Annotated in this window: 18 protein-coding genes; 3 read left to right on the top strand and 15 right to left on the bottom strand. The window is 64.6% G+C overall.

Annotated features, from left to right (window positions below; genetic code table 11):
- Positions 1-30: 30 nt before the first annotated feature.
- On the bottom strand, positions 31-1,245 hold the full coding sequence (gene glgC, locus RFA01S_RS24120; protein WP_027498053.1) for a glucose-1-phosphate adenylyltransferase: 1,215 nt from the start codon (positions 1,243-1,245) through the stop codon (positions 31-33).
- Positions 1,246-1,321: 76 nt separating this feature from the next.
- Between glgC and glgA the strand changes: the two genes are divergently transcribed.
- Positions 1,322-2,485, top strand: coding sequence for a glycogen synthase (glgA, locus tag RFA01S_RS24115; protein WP_027498054.1), 1,164 nt, complete (start codon positions 1,322-1,324; stop codon positions 2,483-2,485).
- On the opposite strand, the gene RFA01S_RS24110 is transcribed toward glgA, so the two are convergent.
- From RFA01S_RS24110 to RFA01S_RS24080, 7 genes are all read right to left on the bottom strand, one after another.
- Positions 2,455-3,333: a putative RNA methyltransferase gene (locus tag RFA01S_RS24110; RefSeq protein WP_032406317.1), complete on the bottom strand. Its 879-nt coding sequence runs from the start codon at positions 3,331-3,333 to the stop codon at positions 2,455-2,457. The two genes, glgA and RFA01S_RS24110, sit on opposite strands and share 31 nt — an antisense overlap.
- 157 nt (positions 3,334-3,490) lie before the next feature.
- Positions 3,491-3,658, bottom strand: coding sequence for a DUF3117 domain-containing protein (locus RFA01S_RS24105; RefSeq protein ID WP_008714277.1), 168 nt, complete (start codon positions 3,656-3,658; stop codon positions 3,491-3,493).
- 96 nt (positions 3,659-3,754) lie between these two features.
- Positions 3,755-4,363: a DNA-3-methyladenine glycosylase I gene (locus RFA01S_RS24100; protein WP_032383847.1), complete on the bottom strand. Its 609-nt coding sequence runs from the start codon at positions 4,361-4,363 to the stop codon at positions 3,755-3,757.
- Complete coding sequence (locus tag RFA01S_RS24095; RefSeq protein WP_052060465.1) at positions 4,360-4,773, bottom strand: DivIVA domain-containing protein; 414 nt, start codon at positions 4,771-4,773, stop codon at positions 4,360-4,362. Before RFA01S_RS24095 ends, RFA01S_RS24100 begins: the two co-directional genes overlap by 4 nt.
- A 55-nt stretch (positions 4,774-4,828) precedes the next feature.
- Positions 4,829-5,758 carry a glucosyl-3-phosphoglycerate synthase gene (locus RFA01S_RS24090; protein ID WP_032386312.1) on the bottom strand — a complete coding sequence of 310 codons (930 nt, stop codon included), beginning with the start codon at positions 5,756-5,758 and terminating at the stop codon, positions 4,829-4,831.
- Positions 5,755-6,615, bottom strand: a complete 861-nt coding sequence (gene folP / locus RFA01S_RS24085) for a dihydropteroate synthase (protein WP_027498058.1) — start codon at positions 6,613-6,615, stop codon at positions 5,755-5,757. Before folP ends, RFA01S_RS24090 begins: the two co-directional genes overlap by 4 nt.
- Positions 6,612-7,049, bottom strand: coding sequence for an ester cyclase (locus tag RFA01S_RS24080; protein WP_051365250.1), 438 nt, complete (start codon positions 7,047-7,049; stop codon positions 6,612-6,614). The genes folP and RFA01S_RS24080 overlap by 4 nt, the downstream gene beginning before the upstream one ends.
- 54 nt (positions 7,050-7,103) lie before the next feature.
- On the opposite strand from RFA01S_RS24080, the gene RFA01S_RS24075 reads away from it, so the two are divergent.
- Positions 7,104-7,748: a TetR/AcrR family transcriptional regulator gene (locus RFA01S_RS24075; protein WP_162182868.1), complete on the top strand. Its 645-nt coding sequence runs from the start codon at positions 7,104-7,106 to the stop codon at positions 7,746-7,748.
- Here RFA01S_RS24075 and RFA01S_RS24070 read toward each other — a convergent pair.
- The 6 genes from RFA01S_RS24070 to RFA01S_RS27950 all read right to left on the bottom strand — a co-directional run bounded on the left by RFA01S_RS24070 (position 7,738) and on the right by RFA01S_RS27950 (position 13,175).
- Entirely contained in the window at positions 7,738-9,513 is a 1,776-nt protein-coding gene (locus RFA01S_RS24070) for a long-chain-acyl-CoA synthetase (RefSeq protein WP_032406316.1), read from the bottom strand. The two genes, RFA01S_RS24075 and RFA01S_RS24070, sit on opposite strands and share 11 nt — an antisense overlap.
- A gap of 91 nt (positions 9,514-9,604) precedes the next feature.
- Complete coding sequence (locus RFA01S_RS24065; protein WP_230074810.1) at positions 9,605-10,168, bottom strand: LOG family protein; 564 nt, start codon at positions 10,166-10,168, stop codon at positions 9,605-9,607.
- A complete protein-coding gene (locus RFA01S_RS24060; protein WP_051365252.1) occupies positions 10,165-10,935 on the bottom strand; it encodes an LOG family protein in 771 nt (256 codons plus the stop codon). Before RFA01S_RS24060 ends, RFA01S_RS24065 begins: the two co-directional genes overlap by 4 nt.
- A gap of 10 nt (positions 10,936-10,945) precedes the next feature.
- Positions 10,946-12,031, bottom strand: coding sequence for a succinyl-diaminopimelate desuccinylase (gene dapE, locus RFA01S_RS24055; RefSeq protein WP_032365377.1), 1,086 nt, complete (start codon positions 12,029-12,031; stop codon positions 10,946-10,948).
- A 10-nt stretch (positions 12,032-12,041) separates the two neighbouring features.
- Positions 12,042-12,962: an SMP-30/gluconolactonase/LRE family protein gene (locus tag RFA01S_RS24050; RefSeq protein WP_238325043.1), complete on the bottom strand. Its 921-nt coding sequence runs from the start codon at positions 12,960-12,962 to the stop codon at positions 12,042-12,044.
- A 69-nt stretch (positions 12,963-13,031) separates the two neighbouring features.
- Positions 13,032-13,175, bottom strand: coding sequence for a hypothetical protein (locus RFA01S_RS27950; RefSeq protein ID WP_155288421.1), 144 nt, complete (start codon positions 13,173-13,175; stop codon positions 13,032-13,034).
- A 204-nt stretch (positions 13,176-13,379) separates the two neighbouring features.
- Between RFA01S_RS27950 and dapD the strand changes: the two genes are divergently transcribed.
- Entirely contained in the window at positions 13,380-14,333 is a 954-nt protein-coding gene (gene dapD, locus RFA01S_RS24040; RefSeq protein ID WP_032383853.1) for a 2,3,4,5-tetrahydropyridine-2,6-dicarboxylate N-succinyltransferase, read from the top strand.
- A 110-nt stretch (positions 14,334-14,443) separates the two neighbouring features.
- Here dapD and RFA01S_RS24035 read toward each other — a convergent pair.
- Positions 14,444-15,041, bottom strand: a 598-nt coding sequence (locus RFA01S_RS24035; RefSeq protein ID WP_255283982.1) for an HNH endonuclease signature motif containing protein, incomplete at its 5' end; no start/stop codon positions are given.

The following is a 15,041-nucleotide window of genomic DNA, read 5'->3' as shown; positions in this document are numbered from 1 at the left end:
AACTTCCACTCACATGCCGCAGGCTCTGCTCTAGATCCAGACGCCCTTGCCGACGGAGACGACTCCCCCGGCACTGACGTTGAAGCGTTCCCGGTCGCGTTCGAGATCGACTCCGACGATTTCGCCGTCACCGACGACGACGTTCTTGTCCAGGATCGCGTGCCGAACGACGGCACCCTTGCCGATCCGGACTCCGGGCATCAGGACGCTGCCTTCGACGGTCGCGCCGCTGTCGATCATGACGTTCGAGCTCAGTACCGAGTTTCGGACGGTGGCGGCGCTGAGAATGCAGCCGGCACCGACGACGGATTCCTGAGCGAGGCCGCCCTGGACGAACTTGGCGGGCGGCAGATTCTCGGCCGATCCGCGGATGGGCCAGCGGCGGTTGTAGAGATTGAAGATGGGATGCACCGACACGAGGTCCATGTGGGCGTCGTAGAAGGCGTCGATGGTGCCGACGTCTCGCCAGTAGCCGCGATCGCGTTCGGTGGCACCGGGAACGACGTTGTCGTTGAAGTCGTAGACCGAGGCCACGCCTGCTTCGACGAGCGCCGGGATGATGTCGCCGCCCATGTCGTGGTCGGAGTCGGAGTTCTCGGAGTCCGCCTTGATGGCATCGACGAGCACCTTGGTGGTGAACACGTAGTTGCCCATCGAGGCGTATGTGACGTCCGGGTCGTCGGGGGTACCGGGCGGCTGCGCCGGCTTCTCCAGGAACTGGGTGATCTTGCCGTTCTCGTCCGAGTCGATGCAGCCGAACGCGAATGCCTCGCTACGTGGAACCCGGATACCCGCGACGGTGACGCCCGCTCCGGAGTCGATGTGCTGCTGCACCATCTGCTCCGGATCCATTCGGTACACGTGGTCGGCACCGAAGACGACGATGTACTCGGGGTCCTCGTCGTACACCAGGTTCAGCGACTGGAAGATGGCGTCGGCGCTGCCGGTGTACCACCGGGGGCCGAGACGCTGCTGTGCCGGGACCGGAGTGATGTACTCCCCGGCGAAACCGGACAGTCGCCACGTCTGCGAGATGTGGCGGTCCAGGGAATGGGACTTGTACTGAGTCAGCACGCAGAGCCGGAGGTAACCGGCATTCACGAGATTGCTCAACACGAAGTCGATGAGTCGGTAGGCGCCCCCGAAGGGAACGGCTGGCTTGGCTCGGTCCGCGGTCATCGGGTAAAGGCGCTTACCCTCTCCGCCGGCAAGCACAATCCCTAGTACGTGCGGTTGTGTCCTCACCCTCCCAACCTATCCGCACCGAGAGAACCTTGCTACCAGTACACGCACAACTGCCGGGGAATGTAGGTTCGTTCACGTGCGAGTAGCGATGATGACCAAGGAATACCCGCCGGAGATCTACGGTGGCGCAGGAGTTCATGTCACGGAGTTGACCGCGCAGCTGAAGTCGCTGTGCGAGGTGGACATCCACTGCATGGGAGCTCCGCGCGACACCGCACAGGTGCACGATCCCGATCCTGCACTCGCCGGAGCCAACGCAGCACTGACGACATTGTCGGCGGAGCTGCGGATGGCCAACGCGGCAGCGGGAGCGGACGTGGTGCATTCGCACACCTGGTACACCGGGCTCGCCGGCCACCTCGCGGCCGAGCTGTACGGAGTTCCGCATATTCTCACCGCGCACTCGCTCGAGCCGCGTCGGCCGTGGAAGGCCGAGCAGCTGGGCGGCGGTTACCGCATCTCGTCGTGGTCGGAAAAGAACGCGGTGGAATACGCCGACGCCGTCATCGCCGTCAGCGAGGGCATGGCCAAGGACGTGCTCGACGCTTATCCGCGCCTCGACCCGAGTCGAGTCCACGTGGTGCGCAACGGGATCGACACCGAGCGGTGGTACGCAGATCATGGCACGTCGACTCTCGACGAGATCGGGGTGGATCCCAGCAAGCCGATCGTCGCGTTCGTCGGCCGCATCACCCGGCAGAAGGGCGTGGGTCACCTCATCGCTGCGGCGCACCACTTCGATCCGTCGATTCAGCTCGTCCTGTGCGCAGGCGCGCCCGACACTCCGGAGATCGCCGCAGAAACCGAACGCGCAGTGGCGTTATTGGCCGAGCAACGCAGCGGGGTCTTCTGGGTCAAGGACATGCTCCCCACCGACAAGATTCGCCAGATCCTCTCTGCCGCAGCGGTATTCGTCTGCCCATCGGTGTACGAGCCACTCGGCATCGTCAACCTGGAGGCAATGGCCTGCGAAACCGCGGTCGTGGCGTCGGACGTCGGCGGCATCCCCGAGGTCGTCGACGACGGCCGCACCGGACGGCTGGTGCACTACAACTCGTATGAGCCCGACGTCTTCGAGCGAACCCTCGCCGACACAGTCAACGAGGTCGCTCTCGACCCCGCACTGGCGACGGCGATGGGCAAGGCCGGCCGCGAGCGGGCCGTTGCGGAATTCTCGTGGGCGTCGATCGCGAAGCAGACCCTCGCCGTCTACAACGACGCGCTGGCGCGTCGGGGCTGAGAGATCTTTCGGTAGGTCGACACCGTCACCGACGCGGTGACCGGGACGGTGTCGGGCAAATCCTTCAACGCCGCGGACCGCGCGTCGGGGTCACCGTGCCGAATCGACGGCCCCATACCGATGAGTTCCTCGATGTCGTTGTGCGAGAGCATCATCGAGTACTCGAGCGGGGTCTCGGCCACCGACTCGAACAGACCCGACAGCGACTCACCGAGCCGACGGGTCTTGTCCTCTTCGACGCCGATCAGTCCCAGCGGCCCGCGCAGCTCACGCTGATGCCGAGACGTCGGCGTGACGACCACCAACGTGCCGTCGTCGCCGAGAACTCGATGCAGTTCACCGGCATTGCGCGGCGAGAACACACACGTCACCGCAGACACGGCACCCGCCCGAATCGGTAGCCCGCTCCAGATGTCCGCGACGACGCACCCGAGCCGCGGATGCGACCGCGCGGCTCGGCGCGCCGCGAACTTGGACACGTCCACCCCGACCCCCAGCGCGGCCGGACGCGCGTCCAGGACACCTGCGAGGTAATACCCGGTGCCGACCCCGACATCGAGGACCACGTCCGACTCGGGCGGAACAGCGGCCGACACCGCCGCCGCGATGGGCTCGAAATGACCGCCACCGAGGAACTTCTCACGGGCTGTGACCATCTCGGCCGAATCACCGGTGAACTTGCCGCCGTCGCCTGTCAACAGGCTGACGTACCCCTGCCGGGCCACGTCGAACGAATGACCACGATCGCACCACAGACTTCGATCGGTCTCACCGAGACCCAGGCCCGACTCGACCTCACGGACGCGGCACTGTGGGCAGACCAGCAATTCGACGACGTCGGTCAGCATCGAGCACCTCTTTCGTATCGAGACAGATTCTTCGGCACTCCCCCGGAAACGACCTGATGATCACAACACCGCTGATGACAACCCTGCTGATGACAACACAAAGCCCCGCTGGCCGGTGCGGCGAGCGGGGCTGAGCGATGATCGATCGACGTGGCGATCAGCCGGTGACGCCCTTCAGTTCGTCACCGAGTGCCGCGGCCTCGTCGGGGGTCAATTCGACGACCAAACGGCCGCCCCCCTCGAGCGGGACACGCATGACGATTCCTCGTCCCTCTTTGGTTGCTTCGAGGGGACCGTCCCCGGTCCGGGGCTTCATCGCCGCCATCCTCTGCTCCCTCCAGATCTGCGCCCACCTGCTCGGCGCCTCGGCCTAAAAGATAAATTCGTCGCGGGGCGACGGAGTGTCCTGTGCCATTCTTCCCTATCGCCGTCGATGGGGGGAACCTGAGTCGGTATTCGTGACCTGCACCCAACACCTCGACAGGTGATCGTCGACCATTCCGGTGGCCTGCATCAATGCGTAGGCGGTAGTCGGACCGACGAACCGTAGCCCGCGGCGTTTGAGCTCTTTGGCCAACGCCGTCGATTCGGGTGTCGACGCGGGCACGTCGGTGAACTCCGTGAGCCGCTGTGACCTGGGCTCCGGCGCGAAAGACCACAGCAGAGTGTCGAGATCGGTGTCGTCGAGGTCGACGATCGCGCGAGCGTTGCTCACCGCCGCCTCGATCTTGAGCCGATTCCGCACGATCGACGCGTCGCTCATCAATCGCTCCACATCGGCGTCGTCGAAGCGGGCCACTGCGTCGGGATCGAATCCGGCGAAAGCAGTGCGGAAGCTTTCCCGCTTGCGCAGGATCGTGATCCACGCCAGGCCCGACTGAAACGCTTCCAGACACAGGCGCTCGTAGAGCTCATTGCGGCCGTGCAGCGGCTGCCCCCACTCCGTGTCGTGATAGGTGCGATACAGCTCGTCGTCGGTGGCACCCCACGGGCAGCGCAGCTTGCCGTCCGGCCCCGCGACTGCGCTCACCGTTCGTCCGACTCGACCGTGCCTGTGACGCCCGAACTATCCGTGAGGCCGGCACTGTCGGTGAGGCCAGAACTATCCGTGAAGCCCGCACTGCCGGGCTGCCCCGACAGCGGGGATCGAGAACCTGACTCCTGCGCCGCGGACAGCCGTGACCGCAGCATCTCTATCTCGCCGCCCAGGCGCTCGAGAGCCCAGTCGACTTCGCTGGGCTTGTAACCCCGCAACGTCTGCTGGAACTTCAACGCGCGCACATCGGCATCAGTGACTCCTTCGGCCGGCAGCACTGTTGCGGTGGTTCCCTCGGGCAACGGCCCCAGCTCTTCACCGCGACCGAACACCGCTGCGGCGATGAAGAACAACGCCGCAGCGACGACTGCAATGACGATGATGTAGATCAACAGCGTCAACATGCCACGATCTTGTCACGGCTGTCCGACACGTCGGCCGGACGCACCTGGTGGTCGGTCAGATCAGCGAGTTCATCGCCGGTCGATCGGCCAACGACACTTCGGTCGAGAACGGCTCGAACGAATCCCCTGCCACGCGGAACTGCATCAGTCCGGCACCGGAATCGACCATGCCGCACCGATTGAGCATCGTTCCGACGATCTGCCGACTCATCGCCCCGAGTTCGACAAGCGGCCGATTGCGATGCTTTCGCACTCCCAGGTTCACCTGTCCGATGGCCTGCAGACCGAGCCGGTCGTACGTGTCGAGAAGCAGGCCGATCTCCACCCCGTAACCGGGCGCGAACGGCACCGCCGACAACAACTCGCGAGTGCCCGCGTACTCCCCGCCCAGCGGCTGGATCACGCCGGTCAACTCCGGGCGCAGCGCCGCGAGCAAGGGTCGAGCCACCAACTCGGTGACGCGTCCACCGCCGTTGGCGTCCTCGGTGCCACTGACGCGAAGTGGACGTCGGTAGTAGCCCTTGACGAGATGAATGCCGTCGCCCATCAGCAGAGGTCCGAGCAGTTTCGGCACGAACGCGGGGTCGGGATTGATCAGATCGGAATCGACGAAGGCGATGAGGTCACCCGTCGACGCCGCGACCGATCGCCACAGCACCTCGCCCTTGCCCGGTACCGGATCGAGCCCCGGTACTGCCTCCTCTCGACTGATGACACGGGCACCGGCCGCTTTCGCGCGCACTGCCGTCTCGTCGGTCGAGCCCGAGTCGAGCACGATCAGTTCGTCGACGAGGCCACCGAGCAACGGGTGGATGGTGTCGATGACGGCAGCCACCGTCTGTTCCTCGTTCAGCGCCGGAAGCACCACGGACACCGTGCGGCCCGCCTTGGCGGCCTCGAGCTCGGCGATGGTCCATTCGGGGGTGTCCCAGCTGTTGGTCTCGGACCACATTCGGGTCACGTCCGTTCGATCGGCCAGTGTCATGCCAGCCCCCTGACCGTCCGCGCCGGGGTTCGTCGTCCCTGGATCGCTGCCACCATGTCGACGACTCTTCTGGTCGACGCAACCTCGTGCACCCGGAACATCCGGGCTCCGCCTGCTGCGGCCAATGCTGTCGCTGCCAATGTTCCCTCCAACCGGTCGGCGAGCTCTACCCCTAGAGTCTCGCCTACGAAGTCCTTGTTGCTCAGCGCCATGAGCACAGGCCACCCGGTGTTTACAAGAACGTCCACGCGACGCAACAACTCGAGTCCGTGATAGGTGTTTTTCCCGAAATCGTGGGTCGGATCGATCAGAATCGAATCTTTCTTCACCCCCTCCGCGACCGCGTTATCGGCAGCTGCGGTGACTTCCGCGACCACATCGGCCACGACGTCGGTGTACCGAACCCGGTGCGGGCGGGTCCGCGGAACGGCACCGCCGGTGTGCGAGCAGACGATCCCGACTCCTTCGGCAGCGGCGACGCGCACCAACTCGGGATCGGCTCCGGCCCAGGTGTCGTTGATCAGATCGGCTCCCACCCCGCAGGCCAGGCGAGCAACCTCGCTACGCCAGGTGTCGACACTGATCAACAGATCCGGATACGCATCCCGGATGGCCTCGACGAACGGCACGACGCGGCGGATCTCCTCCGCCGCGTCGACGAGATCACCGGGGCCTGCTTTGACGCCGCCGATATCGACCATGTCGGCACCCTCGGCGACAGCCCTGTGCACGGACGCCATCGCTGCATCGTCGGAGAAATTCGCGCCCCCGTCGTAGAACGAGTCCGGGGTGCGATTGACGATCGCCATGACCAGAGCTCGATCGTCGGCGACCGGCTTACCGCACAGAGTGCTCATTCATCCATAGTGGCATTTCGGCGGAGGTGCCCGAGCGCGATGGTGTCGGCACCCACATTCGCCCAGTGCCGGGCACCACGTCCGTCGGCGTCGAGCTCGATGACGTGGAACTGTTCGAGCGCAACGGACAGCCCCGAGGATGGCACGCCGAACAGAGGCGAGCCCGTATGGGTTCCCTCCATCTCGACCCGCGCGGCGATGCGGTCTCCTTCCCCGAAGAGATCACCGATCGTCACGCGCAGGTCGGGCATCGCAGAACGGAACATCGCGATCGCGCCTTTGAGGTGTGCCGCCATATCCGGCTCGTCCTGTCCGAAAGCGTGCCGGTCGACAGCGCTCGGCGCGAGTGCTGCATCCACCGTCGAGAGATCACCCCGCCCGAATCCGTCCTCGAAGACCCGTCCCACTCGATCTTTCGCCTGTTGGATATCCATGACGCCCCGATTCGTTCAAGTGGCACTCGGATCAATATGCATATACTCGACCCGATGACCGAAAACGTCAAGAGGACCTACAACTCCGCCGTGCGGCAACAGCAGGCCGAAGGCACCCGACTCCGCATCATCGAGGCCGCGCGCGGACTCTTCCTCGCCCACGGATACGGCACAACCTCGGTGCCGTCGATCGCCGCCGCGGCAGGTGTCTCGGCGGACACCGTCTTCCACGTCTTCAAGAACAAGCGCACGCTGCTCAGAGAAATGGTGGATCTGGACATCGGCGGAGACACCGACCCGACGCCGATCATGCAGCGCTCATCAGCATCGGCCGTGCGCGACGAACTCGATCAACGCACGCAGCTCCGCATGTTCGCGTCAGGAATCGCCGAACAGGTCGCGCGAATCAGAGCGGTCGACGACATCTTGCTCAGCGCGGCTGCCGTCGACGAGGACATCGCAGCACTACGACGCGATATCCAGGACCGACAACGCAGATCGGCGATGATGCAGATCGCCGAGTGGATCGGGGCACGTGGAGATCTGGCCGTTGACCTCGAAACGGCAGGAACCACCATCTGGGCCCTGACCAGCCCCGAAATGCACCGAATGTTGTGCGAGCGGTCGGGCTGGACGACCGACCGCTACGCACGATGGCTCGTGGCCACCCTCGCCTCGAGCTTGCTGGTTACCCCTTAGGGGCCTTGCCGGCGGCAACCTCGTCGACGTAGCCGTCGTAGAACTTCTCGTAGCCACCGGACTTGCCGCGCAGCACGTGGAGTTCGCTGTCACCGTCTTCCTGGAACCCCAGCTTGCGTAGAGCGACCTTCTGGCTCTTGAACGTCGAGGTCTGCTCGAGGCTGTCGACGACGCGAACGAACAGCGGCACCGCATACGTCGGCAGCTTGTCGTAGAGGTGCTCGGCGAACGACTTGCCGTCGAAGGACTCACCGTCGCGCAAGGTCACCGCAGCCATACCGGCCTTGCCGTCGGCACCCTCGATATCGACGCCGTAGACGACGGCACCGTCCACTGCCGGGTGGCTACCGAGTGCACCCTCGACCTGGGTCGTGGCGACGTTCTCGCCCTTCCAGCGGAAAGTGTCTCCCAGCCGGTCGACGAATGCGACGTGCATCCAGCCCTGCTTGCGAACGAGGTCGCCGGTGTCGAACCACGCGTCACCGTCCTTGAATCCGTCGCGCACCATCTTCTTCTCGGTGGCCTTGTCGTCGGAATACCCGTCGAACGGAGCCCGGTCGGTGATCTTGGACAGCAGCAGGCCCACTTCACCGTTGCCGACCTTGCGGAGCTTGCCGTCGTGGCCGCGCTTGGCCTTGCCCGATTCTTCGTCGTACTGCACCACGGCATACGGCAACGGGCAGATTCCGGCAGTCTTCTTCATGTTCAGTGCGTTGATGAAGGCGATGTTGCATTCGCTGGCGCCGTAGAACTCCGCGACGCGGGAGATACCGAATCGCTCGGTGAACTCCTCCCAGATCTCCGGTCGCAGTCCGTTGCCGACGATCAGCTTGACCGAGTTGTCCCGGTCGGAATCCTTCTTCGGCTGCGTGAGGAGGTACCGGCAGAGCTCGCCGATGTAGGTGAACGCCGTGGCCTTGTTGACGCGAATGTCTTCCCAGAAGTTGCTCACCGAGAACTGCTTACCGATGGCCATCGTCGCGCCGCCGGCGAGCACCGAGGACAGCGTCACCGTCAGCGCGTTGTTGTGATAGAGCGGAAGGCAGCAGTAGATGACGTCGTCGCCGCGCAGTCGCACGCCCATGTTGCCCAGGCCCGACATCGACTTGAGCCAACGGAAGTGGCTCATCAGGCTGGCCTTGGGCATGCCCGTCGTTCCCGAGGTGAAGATGTAGAACGCCTTCTCCTTGGCCTGGATCTCCGCGGTGACCGACGGGTTGGCCGTCGACGCCTTCGCGGCCAGCTCGCCGAGCTCCTTCAGCGGCAACACCGACCCGACCTTGGGCTCGTTGTCCAGAGAATCCAGCGCTTCCTGCGCGTTCTCGTCGAGGACCAGCACCTTCGCTTCGAGGATTCCGAGGCTGTGCTCGAGCACGTCGCCGCGCTGGTTGTAGTTGAGCATGCCTGCGGTGGCACCGAGCTTCACGGCAGCCAGCGCCGCGAACAGCGCCTCGGGGCGGTTCTTGCTCAGCACACCGACGACGTCGCCGCGTACGACACCCCGGTCGGTGAACACTGCGGCGTACTGATTGACCAGCGCGTTCGCGTCCTTGTAGGAGATCGACTCACCCTCGAAACGGACGAACGGTCGAGTGCTGTTCTTGGCTGCCGCGTCCTGGAAAATCAGTCCGATGGAGACCTTGTGGTCGGGCTTGCGGGTGAAGCCCGCCAGCCCCTTGAGCAGGCTCGGCACCTCCGTCACCATTTTCGGCAACGCGACCGCGAGGTCGGTCACTCCGATTTTCTGACGGGCATCGACAGCCATGAGCTCCCCTTTGAGACGATGTGAGATAACTAACCCTACTAGAGAGTAACAACTTCCAGCACTTCGTCAGGCGGGCTCGGTTGGTGAACTTTCACAACGCGCCGCACACGTCCAGGGCCTCGTCGACAGAAGTGGTGCGCACGAGCGCGTCGAGCGCTCGTTGCTGCACGAACCCGGTGGAGCTCAGACCGTCGATCCACTGCATCAGGCCGTCGAAGTGCCCGAACGGATCGAGCATCACCATCGGCTTGCTGTGCATGCCCAGATAGCCGGCCGTCCACGTCTCGAAGAGTTCTTCGAGCGTTCCGATGCCGCCGGGCAACGTGATGAACGCGTCGGCTCGGTCCTCCATGATCTTCTTCCGCTCACGCATCGTGTCGGTGACGATCAACTCGTCGGCATCGACGTCGGCGACCTCGCGGTGCACGAGCGCTTTCGGGATGACACCGACGGTGTTGCCTCCGGCTGCGCGTGTCGCCGCGGCCACCGCGCCCATCATCGAGACGTTGCCGCCGCCCGACACCAGCTGCCAACCACGTCGACCGATCTCGGTACCGACCTCACGCGCCAGATCGATGAACGACGCGTCGACCGGTCCCGATGCGCAGTAGACACACACGCTGATCCCCGAAACGCCGACCGGCTGCACGCTCACTGCTGGGCCTCCCGGACGATGCGGACGGCCTCGTCGACGCTGTCGGTGCAATGGATGAGGTCGAGGTCCTTCTCGGACACCTTGCCTTCTTTCACGAGAGTGGTCTTGATCCAGTCGAGCAATCCCGACCAGAAGTCCTTGCCCAGCAACACGATCGGGAATCGTGTGACCTTCGCGGTCTGCACGAGTGTGAGCGCCTCGAAGAGTTCGTCGAGAGTACCGAAGCCTCCGGGCAGGCACACGAACGCTTGGGAGTACTTGACGAACATGGTCTTGCGTACGAAGAAGTATCGAAAGTTGACACCGAGATCGACCCAGTCGTTGAGGCCCTGCTCGAACGGCAGCTCGATGCCCAGTCCGATGGAGTACCCGTCGGCCTCGCTCGCGCCGCGGTTCGCGCCCTCCATCACACCGGGACCGCCGCCGGTGATCACGGCGAAGCCTTCACGCGCCAGGGCAGCTCCGAGTTCACGCGCCCGCTCGTATTCGGGATGGTCGACGGGTGTGCGCGCCGAACCGAACACCGTCACCGCTCGCGGCACCTCGGCCAGAGCACCGAAACCTTCGACGAATTCGCTCTGAATGCGCAGCACGCGCCAGGTGTCCGAGTGGATCCAATTGCCGGATCCGCGTTCGTCGAGCAATCGTTGGTCCGACGTGGACGTCTCGGTGTTTCGACCGCGGCGAAGTACGACGGATCCCTTGTGTTTGGCAGGCTTTTCGCTGCCGATCTGTTCGAAACCACTGGGACCCTCGACGCTGTTCATGGCGTTCAGGCTATCCGGCGGAGAGGTAGCTCCGTAGAACCTGTGTGACGTGGGTGATCTGTTCGACCGGGACGCGCTCGTCGCGCTTGTGGGCGAGGTTGGGATCGCCCGGTCCGTAGTTGACCGCGGGTATGCCGAGGGCCGAGAACCGGGAGACGTCGGTCCAGCCGTACTTGGCCCGGAACTGCCCTCCCGCTGCCTCGATGAGCGCAGCGGCAGCAGGCTGGTTCAGACCGGGCAGCGCACCCGGTGACGAGTCGGTCACCTCGAACCCGAGATCGAGTCCGTCGACCACCTCACGAACATGCTCGACGGCCTCGTCGACACTGCGGTCCGGTGCGAAACGGAAATTGACGTCGAGCTCGGCGGCATCGGGGACCACATTGCCCGCCACCCCGCCTGCGATCCGAACTGCTTGCAGCCCTTCGCGATATACACATCCATCGATATCGACGCTGCGAGCGTGGTAGGCCGCCAGCCGATTGAGCACCGCACCGAACTTGTGAATGGCGTTGTCGCCCAGCCAGGATCGGGCACTGTGCGCTCGGGTTCCCGACGCCGTCAGCCGAACACGCAGTGTGCCTTGGCAACCGGCTTCGATGAACCCGCCGGACGGTTCGCCCAGAATCGCGACGTCGGCGTTCAGCCATTCGGGTAGCTCACGTTCGATGCGACCGAGACCGTTGCGTGAGGCAGCAATCTCCTCGCAGTCGTAGAACACCAGAGTCAGGTCGTGTGCCGGGTTGTCGATCGTTGCGGCGAGGTGAAGAAACACCGCATCGCCCGACTTCATGTCGACGGTCCCGCAGCCGTGCAGGATGTCCCCCTCGGCGCTCTCGTGCTCGCGCCTCGACGGGACGTTGTCGGCTATCGGCACGGTGTCGAGATGACCGGCGAGCATCACCCGTGAACCCAGCCCGCGGTTGGTTCTGGCCAGGACGGCGTTGCCGCTCCGAATTATCTCGAAGCCCGTGGTCTGCTCGCGAAGTGCCTGCTCCACCTCGTCGGCGATACGCGCCTCGTCCTCACTGACACTGGGGATGTCCACCAGCGCTGCGGTGAGGTCTATCGGGTCGGCATGCAAATCGAGCGTCACGGCGACAACCCTAGGCTTTGGGCCCCGGAATCTCGCGGACCACGCCGTCGAAGCCTGCGCCGAACAATCTTCCGCTCGAAAACCCCTGCTCGGAGCGACCGTAGGAGACGACACTGGTCAACCGAGTGCCGGTACCGATCACGCAGGTGACCCCCGGAGCATCGATGCGGACGACGGAACCGCCTGCATTGAGCGGTACCACCGGACGGCCGGCGGCGTCGAGAGTGAGACCGTCCGGGGCAGCCAACGAGTCGAGCCCCTTCAGATCGAGCAGGTCTTCCGGTGCCGACGGATTTGCAATCGGAATTCGACTGACGCCCGCGTTCACGAAAGTCCGAGAGACGTAGAGATATTTCCCAGCGGCATCGAGCACCGCGCCGTTGGCGCTCAGCAAGCGCGCCCAGCTCGGGTCGACAGAACCGTCGGGGCTGATTCGGCCGATGAGCGAACCGAAGTCGTTGGTGGCGTAGACGGTTCCGTCCGCAGCAACGGCGAGTCCATTGGCAGCACTGAGTCCCTTCGCAAAGGGAGTGGCGGCAAGGGTGTCGATGTCGAGTCGAACGATGCCGGCGGCCTTGACGACGTCTCCGACGAATACACGGGGATCGGCACCGTAGCCGACCAGGAGCGTCCCGTCGGGCATCCACGCCAGAGCTCCGCCGCCGCCGCTGGGAACCTTCGCAATGGGATACGCGGGCTGTCCAGGTGCGTCGATGCGGTACACCCGGCCCGAGACGATATCGGTGACATACGCGCGGCCCGACCCATCGACGGCAAGGCCCTCCAGCGCAGCCCCAGGAATTTTCGCGACCTCTGCCGACTTCCCGCCGACGCCGGCGCAGTTGGGTGCGGCGGCTGCGGTACCGGAACCGGCTACCACGCCGGTCACCGCGAGGAGTGATGCAGCGACCACCGAGATTATCGAACGCATAGCTATTGACCTGCTCGATCTCATGGAATCCCCCGCCTACGGCGACCCCCTGTCAGCCGATGGGCATTTCTACCACGCCTCGGCGACAACCAAGCCGAAAGCGACTCCGAGAATGATGGTCGAAGCGAAGGTTGCCACCAACCCGGTGAACGACATCCCGTCGGCCATCATCGACACTGCTCCTCTTCCGAGCGAAATCCTGCGGGTGGTCATTGTCGTCACTCTGTCAGCCCACGGGCCCCGGGCCGGTCTCCGCGAATCCCGATGTGGTCACGCTCGTCAGCCGAACGGATAACGAACCGCCGTCGTGACCGAACCGGCGACTACCGCCGGTCGGTGTGCCCGGAAATCACCTGGGAACCTGCGGCGCCCAGTCACCGAACCACGCACGACGCACCACCGCGTATTCTTCGAGCCGTGAGTGCACAGGGAGCAACAGCAGTAGGTATTGCCAACATCACGACATCGGGCGTAGTTCTCGACACCTGGTTTCCGAGCCCGGAGCTCGGGTCCGATCTCGAGGCCGGCACGACTCGGCTCGAAGGATCCGACATCCCCGCGGAGCTGGCCGCGCTGGTCGGTGCGGACGAGGCGCGCGGCGTCGAGGTCGTCGCAGTGCGCACCAACATCGCATCTCTGGACGATGCTCCGATCGACGCCCACGACGCGTACCTACGACTGCATCTGCTGTCGCATCGCCTGGTCGAGCCGCACGGTCAGAATCTCGACGGACTGTTCGGACTGCTCGCCAACGTCGTCTGGACCAACTTCGGACCCGCAGCGGTCGAGGGCTTCGAGACTGTGCGTGCGAAGCTACGTGCCCGCGGCCAGGTAACCGTCTACGGCGTGGACAAGTTCCCGCGCCTGGTCGATTACGTCGTTCCCACCGGCGTCCGCATCGCCGACGCCGACCGTGTGCGCCTCGGTGCTCATCTGGCCAGTGGAACGACGGTCATGCACGAGGGCTTCGTCAACTTCAATGCAGGCACGCTCGGTAACTCGATGGTCGAGGGACGCATCTCCGCGGGCGTCGTGGTGGGTGACGGTTCCGACGTGGGCGGCGGTGCGTCGATCATGGGCACGCTGTCCGGTGGCGGCAAGAACGTCATCTCCGTCGGCAAGAGCTGCCTGCTCGGTGCCAACTCCGGACTCGGCATTTCACTCGGTGACGACTGCGTCGTCGAGGCGGGGCTGTACATCACCGCCGGAACGAAGGTCAGTGGACCGGATGGAACCGTGGTGAAGGCGGCGACGCTGAGCGGCAAGTCCAACCTCCTGTTCCGTCGTAACTCGCTCTCGGGTGCGGTCGAGGTTGTGCCGTGGAAGGGCACCGGCGTCGAGCTGAACGCAGCGTTGCACGCCAACGACTGAGAGCCTGATCGACTCCAATCGATTAGTCGGACAATCTCTTCCAGCCCCGCACCGTGTTTTCGGTGCGGGGCTGGTGTATTTGTGTGGGGCTGGTGCGTGTTTGCGCGGACCTATGCGATGTGGGGGCCGGCTCGGGCGTGAGATTGCCGGGGTTCTCGGTACGGGTCGACGGATGCCGGGGGTACGAACCAGGGGTGTTGATCGCTGCCGATGAACACTTCCCAATCGGAGTGGTGGATGAGTCGGTGATGAAATCCGCACAGGAGGACGAGGTTGTTCATGTCGGTGGGGCCACCATCGGCCCAGTGCCAGATGTGGTGACCTTCGGTCCAGGCGGCGGGTTTTCCGCAGCCGGGGAACGCACAGCCGTGATCGCGGGCCGTCAAGGCGCGTTTCTGTTTCGCGGTGACGGTACGGGCGGTGCGGGCGAGGTTGAGTGGGTTGCCGTTCTCGTCCATGACGATGGCGGTGAGAAGGCAATCGCAGGCGAGTTGGCGAGAGGTGTTGCGGGAGAGGGGGCCCATCCAGGGCAGCCACCCGACCGACGTGCCGTCACCGAACAAGTCGCGATACGCGCCGCGATCCGCTGCAGCATCACCTCCACCGCGATCACCACTGCCGCTGCCGTTTTCGTGGTCCGGTTCGGTTGCTGCGTCGGTGTCGATGGGATTGCCAGTGTTGATGTCGACCGGATCTGCTGCGTCGGTT

It is taken from the genome of Rhodococcoides fascians NBRC 12155 = LMG 3623 (genome assembly GCF_001894785.1).
GTDB classification, from domain to species: Bacteria; Actinomycetota; Actinomycetes; order Mycobacteriales; family Mycobacteriaceae; genus Rhodococcoides; species Rhodococcoides fascians.
The sequence above is the reverse complement of the archived record's forward strand: the minus strand, read 5'-3'. Positions and strand labels throughout refer to the sequence as shown.

Bases quoted from the DNA above. Each gene is read 5' to 3' on its own strand.
- RFA01S_RS24095 (WP_052060465.1), bottom strand. From the start codon at position 4,773: ATGTTGACGCTGTTGATCTACATCATCGTCATTGCAGTCGTCGCTGCG.
- RFA01S_RS24090 (WP_032386312.1), bottom strand. From the start codon at position 5,758: ATGACACTGGCCGATCGAACGGACGTGACCCGAATGTGGTCCGAGACC.
- RFA01S_RS24105 (WP_008714277.1), bottom strand. From the start codon at position 3,658: ATGGCGGCGATGAAGCCCCGGACCGGGGACGGTCCCCTCGAAGCAACC.
- RFA01S_RS24050 (WP_238325043.1), bottom strand. From the start codon at position 12,962: ATGCGTTCGATAATCTCGGTGGTCGCTGCATCACTCCTCGCGGTGACC.
- RFA01S_RS27950 (WP_155288421.1), bottom strand. From the start codon at position 13,175: ATGACCACCCGCAGGATTTCGCTCGGAAGAGGAGCAGTGTCGATGATG.
- folP (WP_027498058.1), bottom strand. From the start codon at position 6,615: ATGAGCACTCTGTGCGGTAAGCCGGTCGCCGACGATCGAGCTCTGGTC.
- RFA01S_RS24070 (WP_032406316.1), bottom strand. From the start codon at position 9,513: ATGGCTGTCGATGCCCGTCAGAAAATCGGAGTGACCGACCTCGCGGTC.
- RFA01S_RS24110 (WP_032406317.1), bottom strand. From the start codon at position 3,333: ATGCTGACCGACGTCGTCGAATTGCTGGTCTGCCCACAGTGCCGCGTC.
- RFA01S_RS24075 (WP_162182868.1), top strand. From the start codon at position 7,104: ATGACCGAAAACGTCAAGAGGACCTACAACTCCGCCGTGCGGCAACAG.
- RFA01S_RS24060 (WP_051365252.1), bottom strand. From the start codon at position 10,935: ATGAACAGCGTCGAGGGTCCCAGTGGTTTCGAACAGATCGGCAGCGAA.
- RFA01S_RS24080 (WP_051365250.1), bottom strand. From the start codon at position 7,049: ATGGATATCCAACAGGCGAAAGATCGAGTGGGACGGGTCTTCGAGGAC.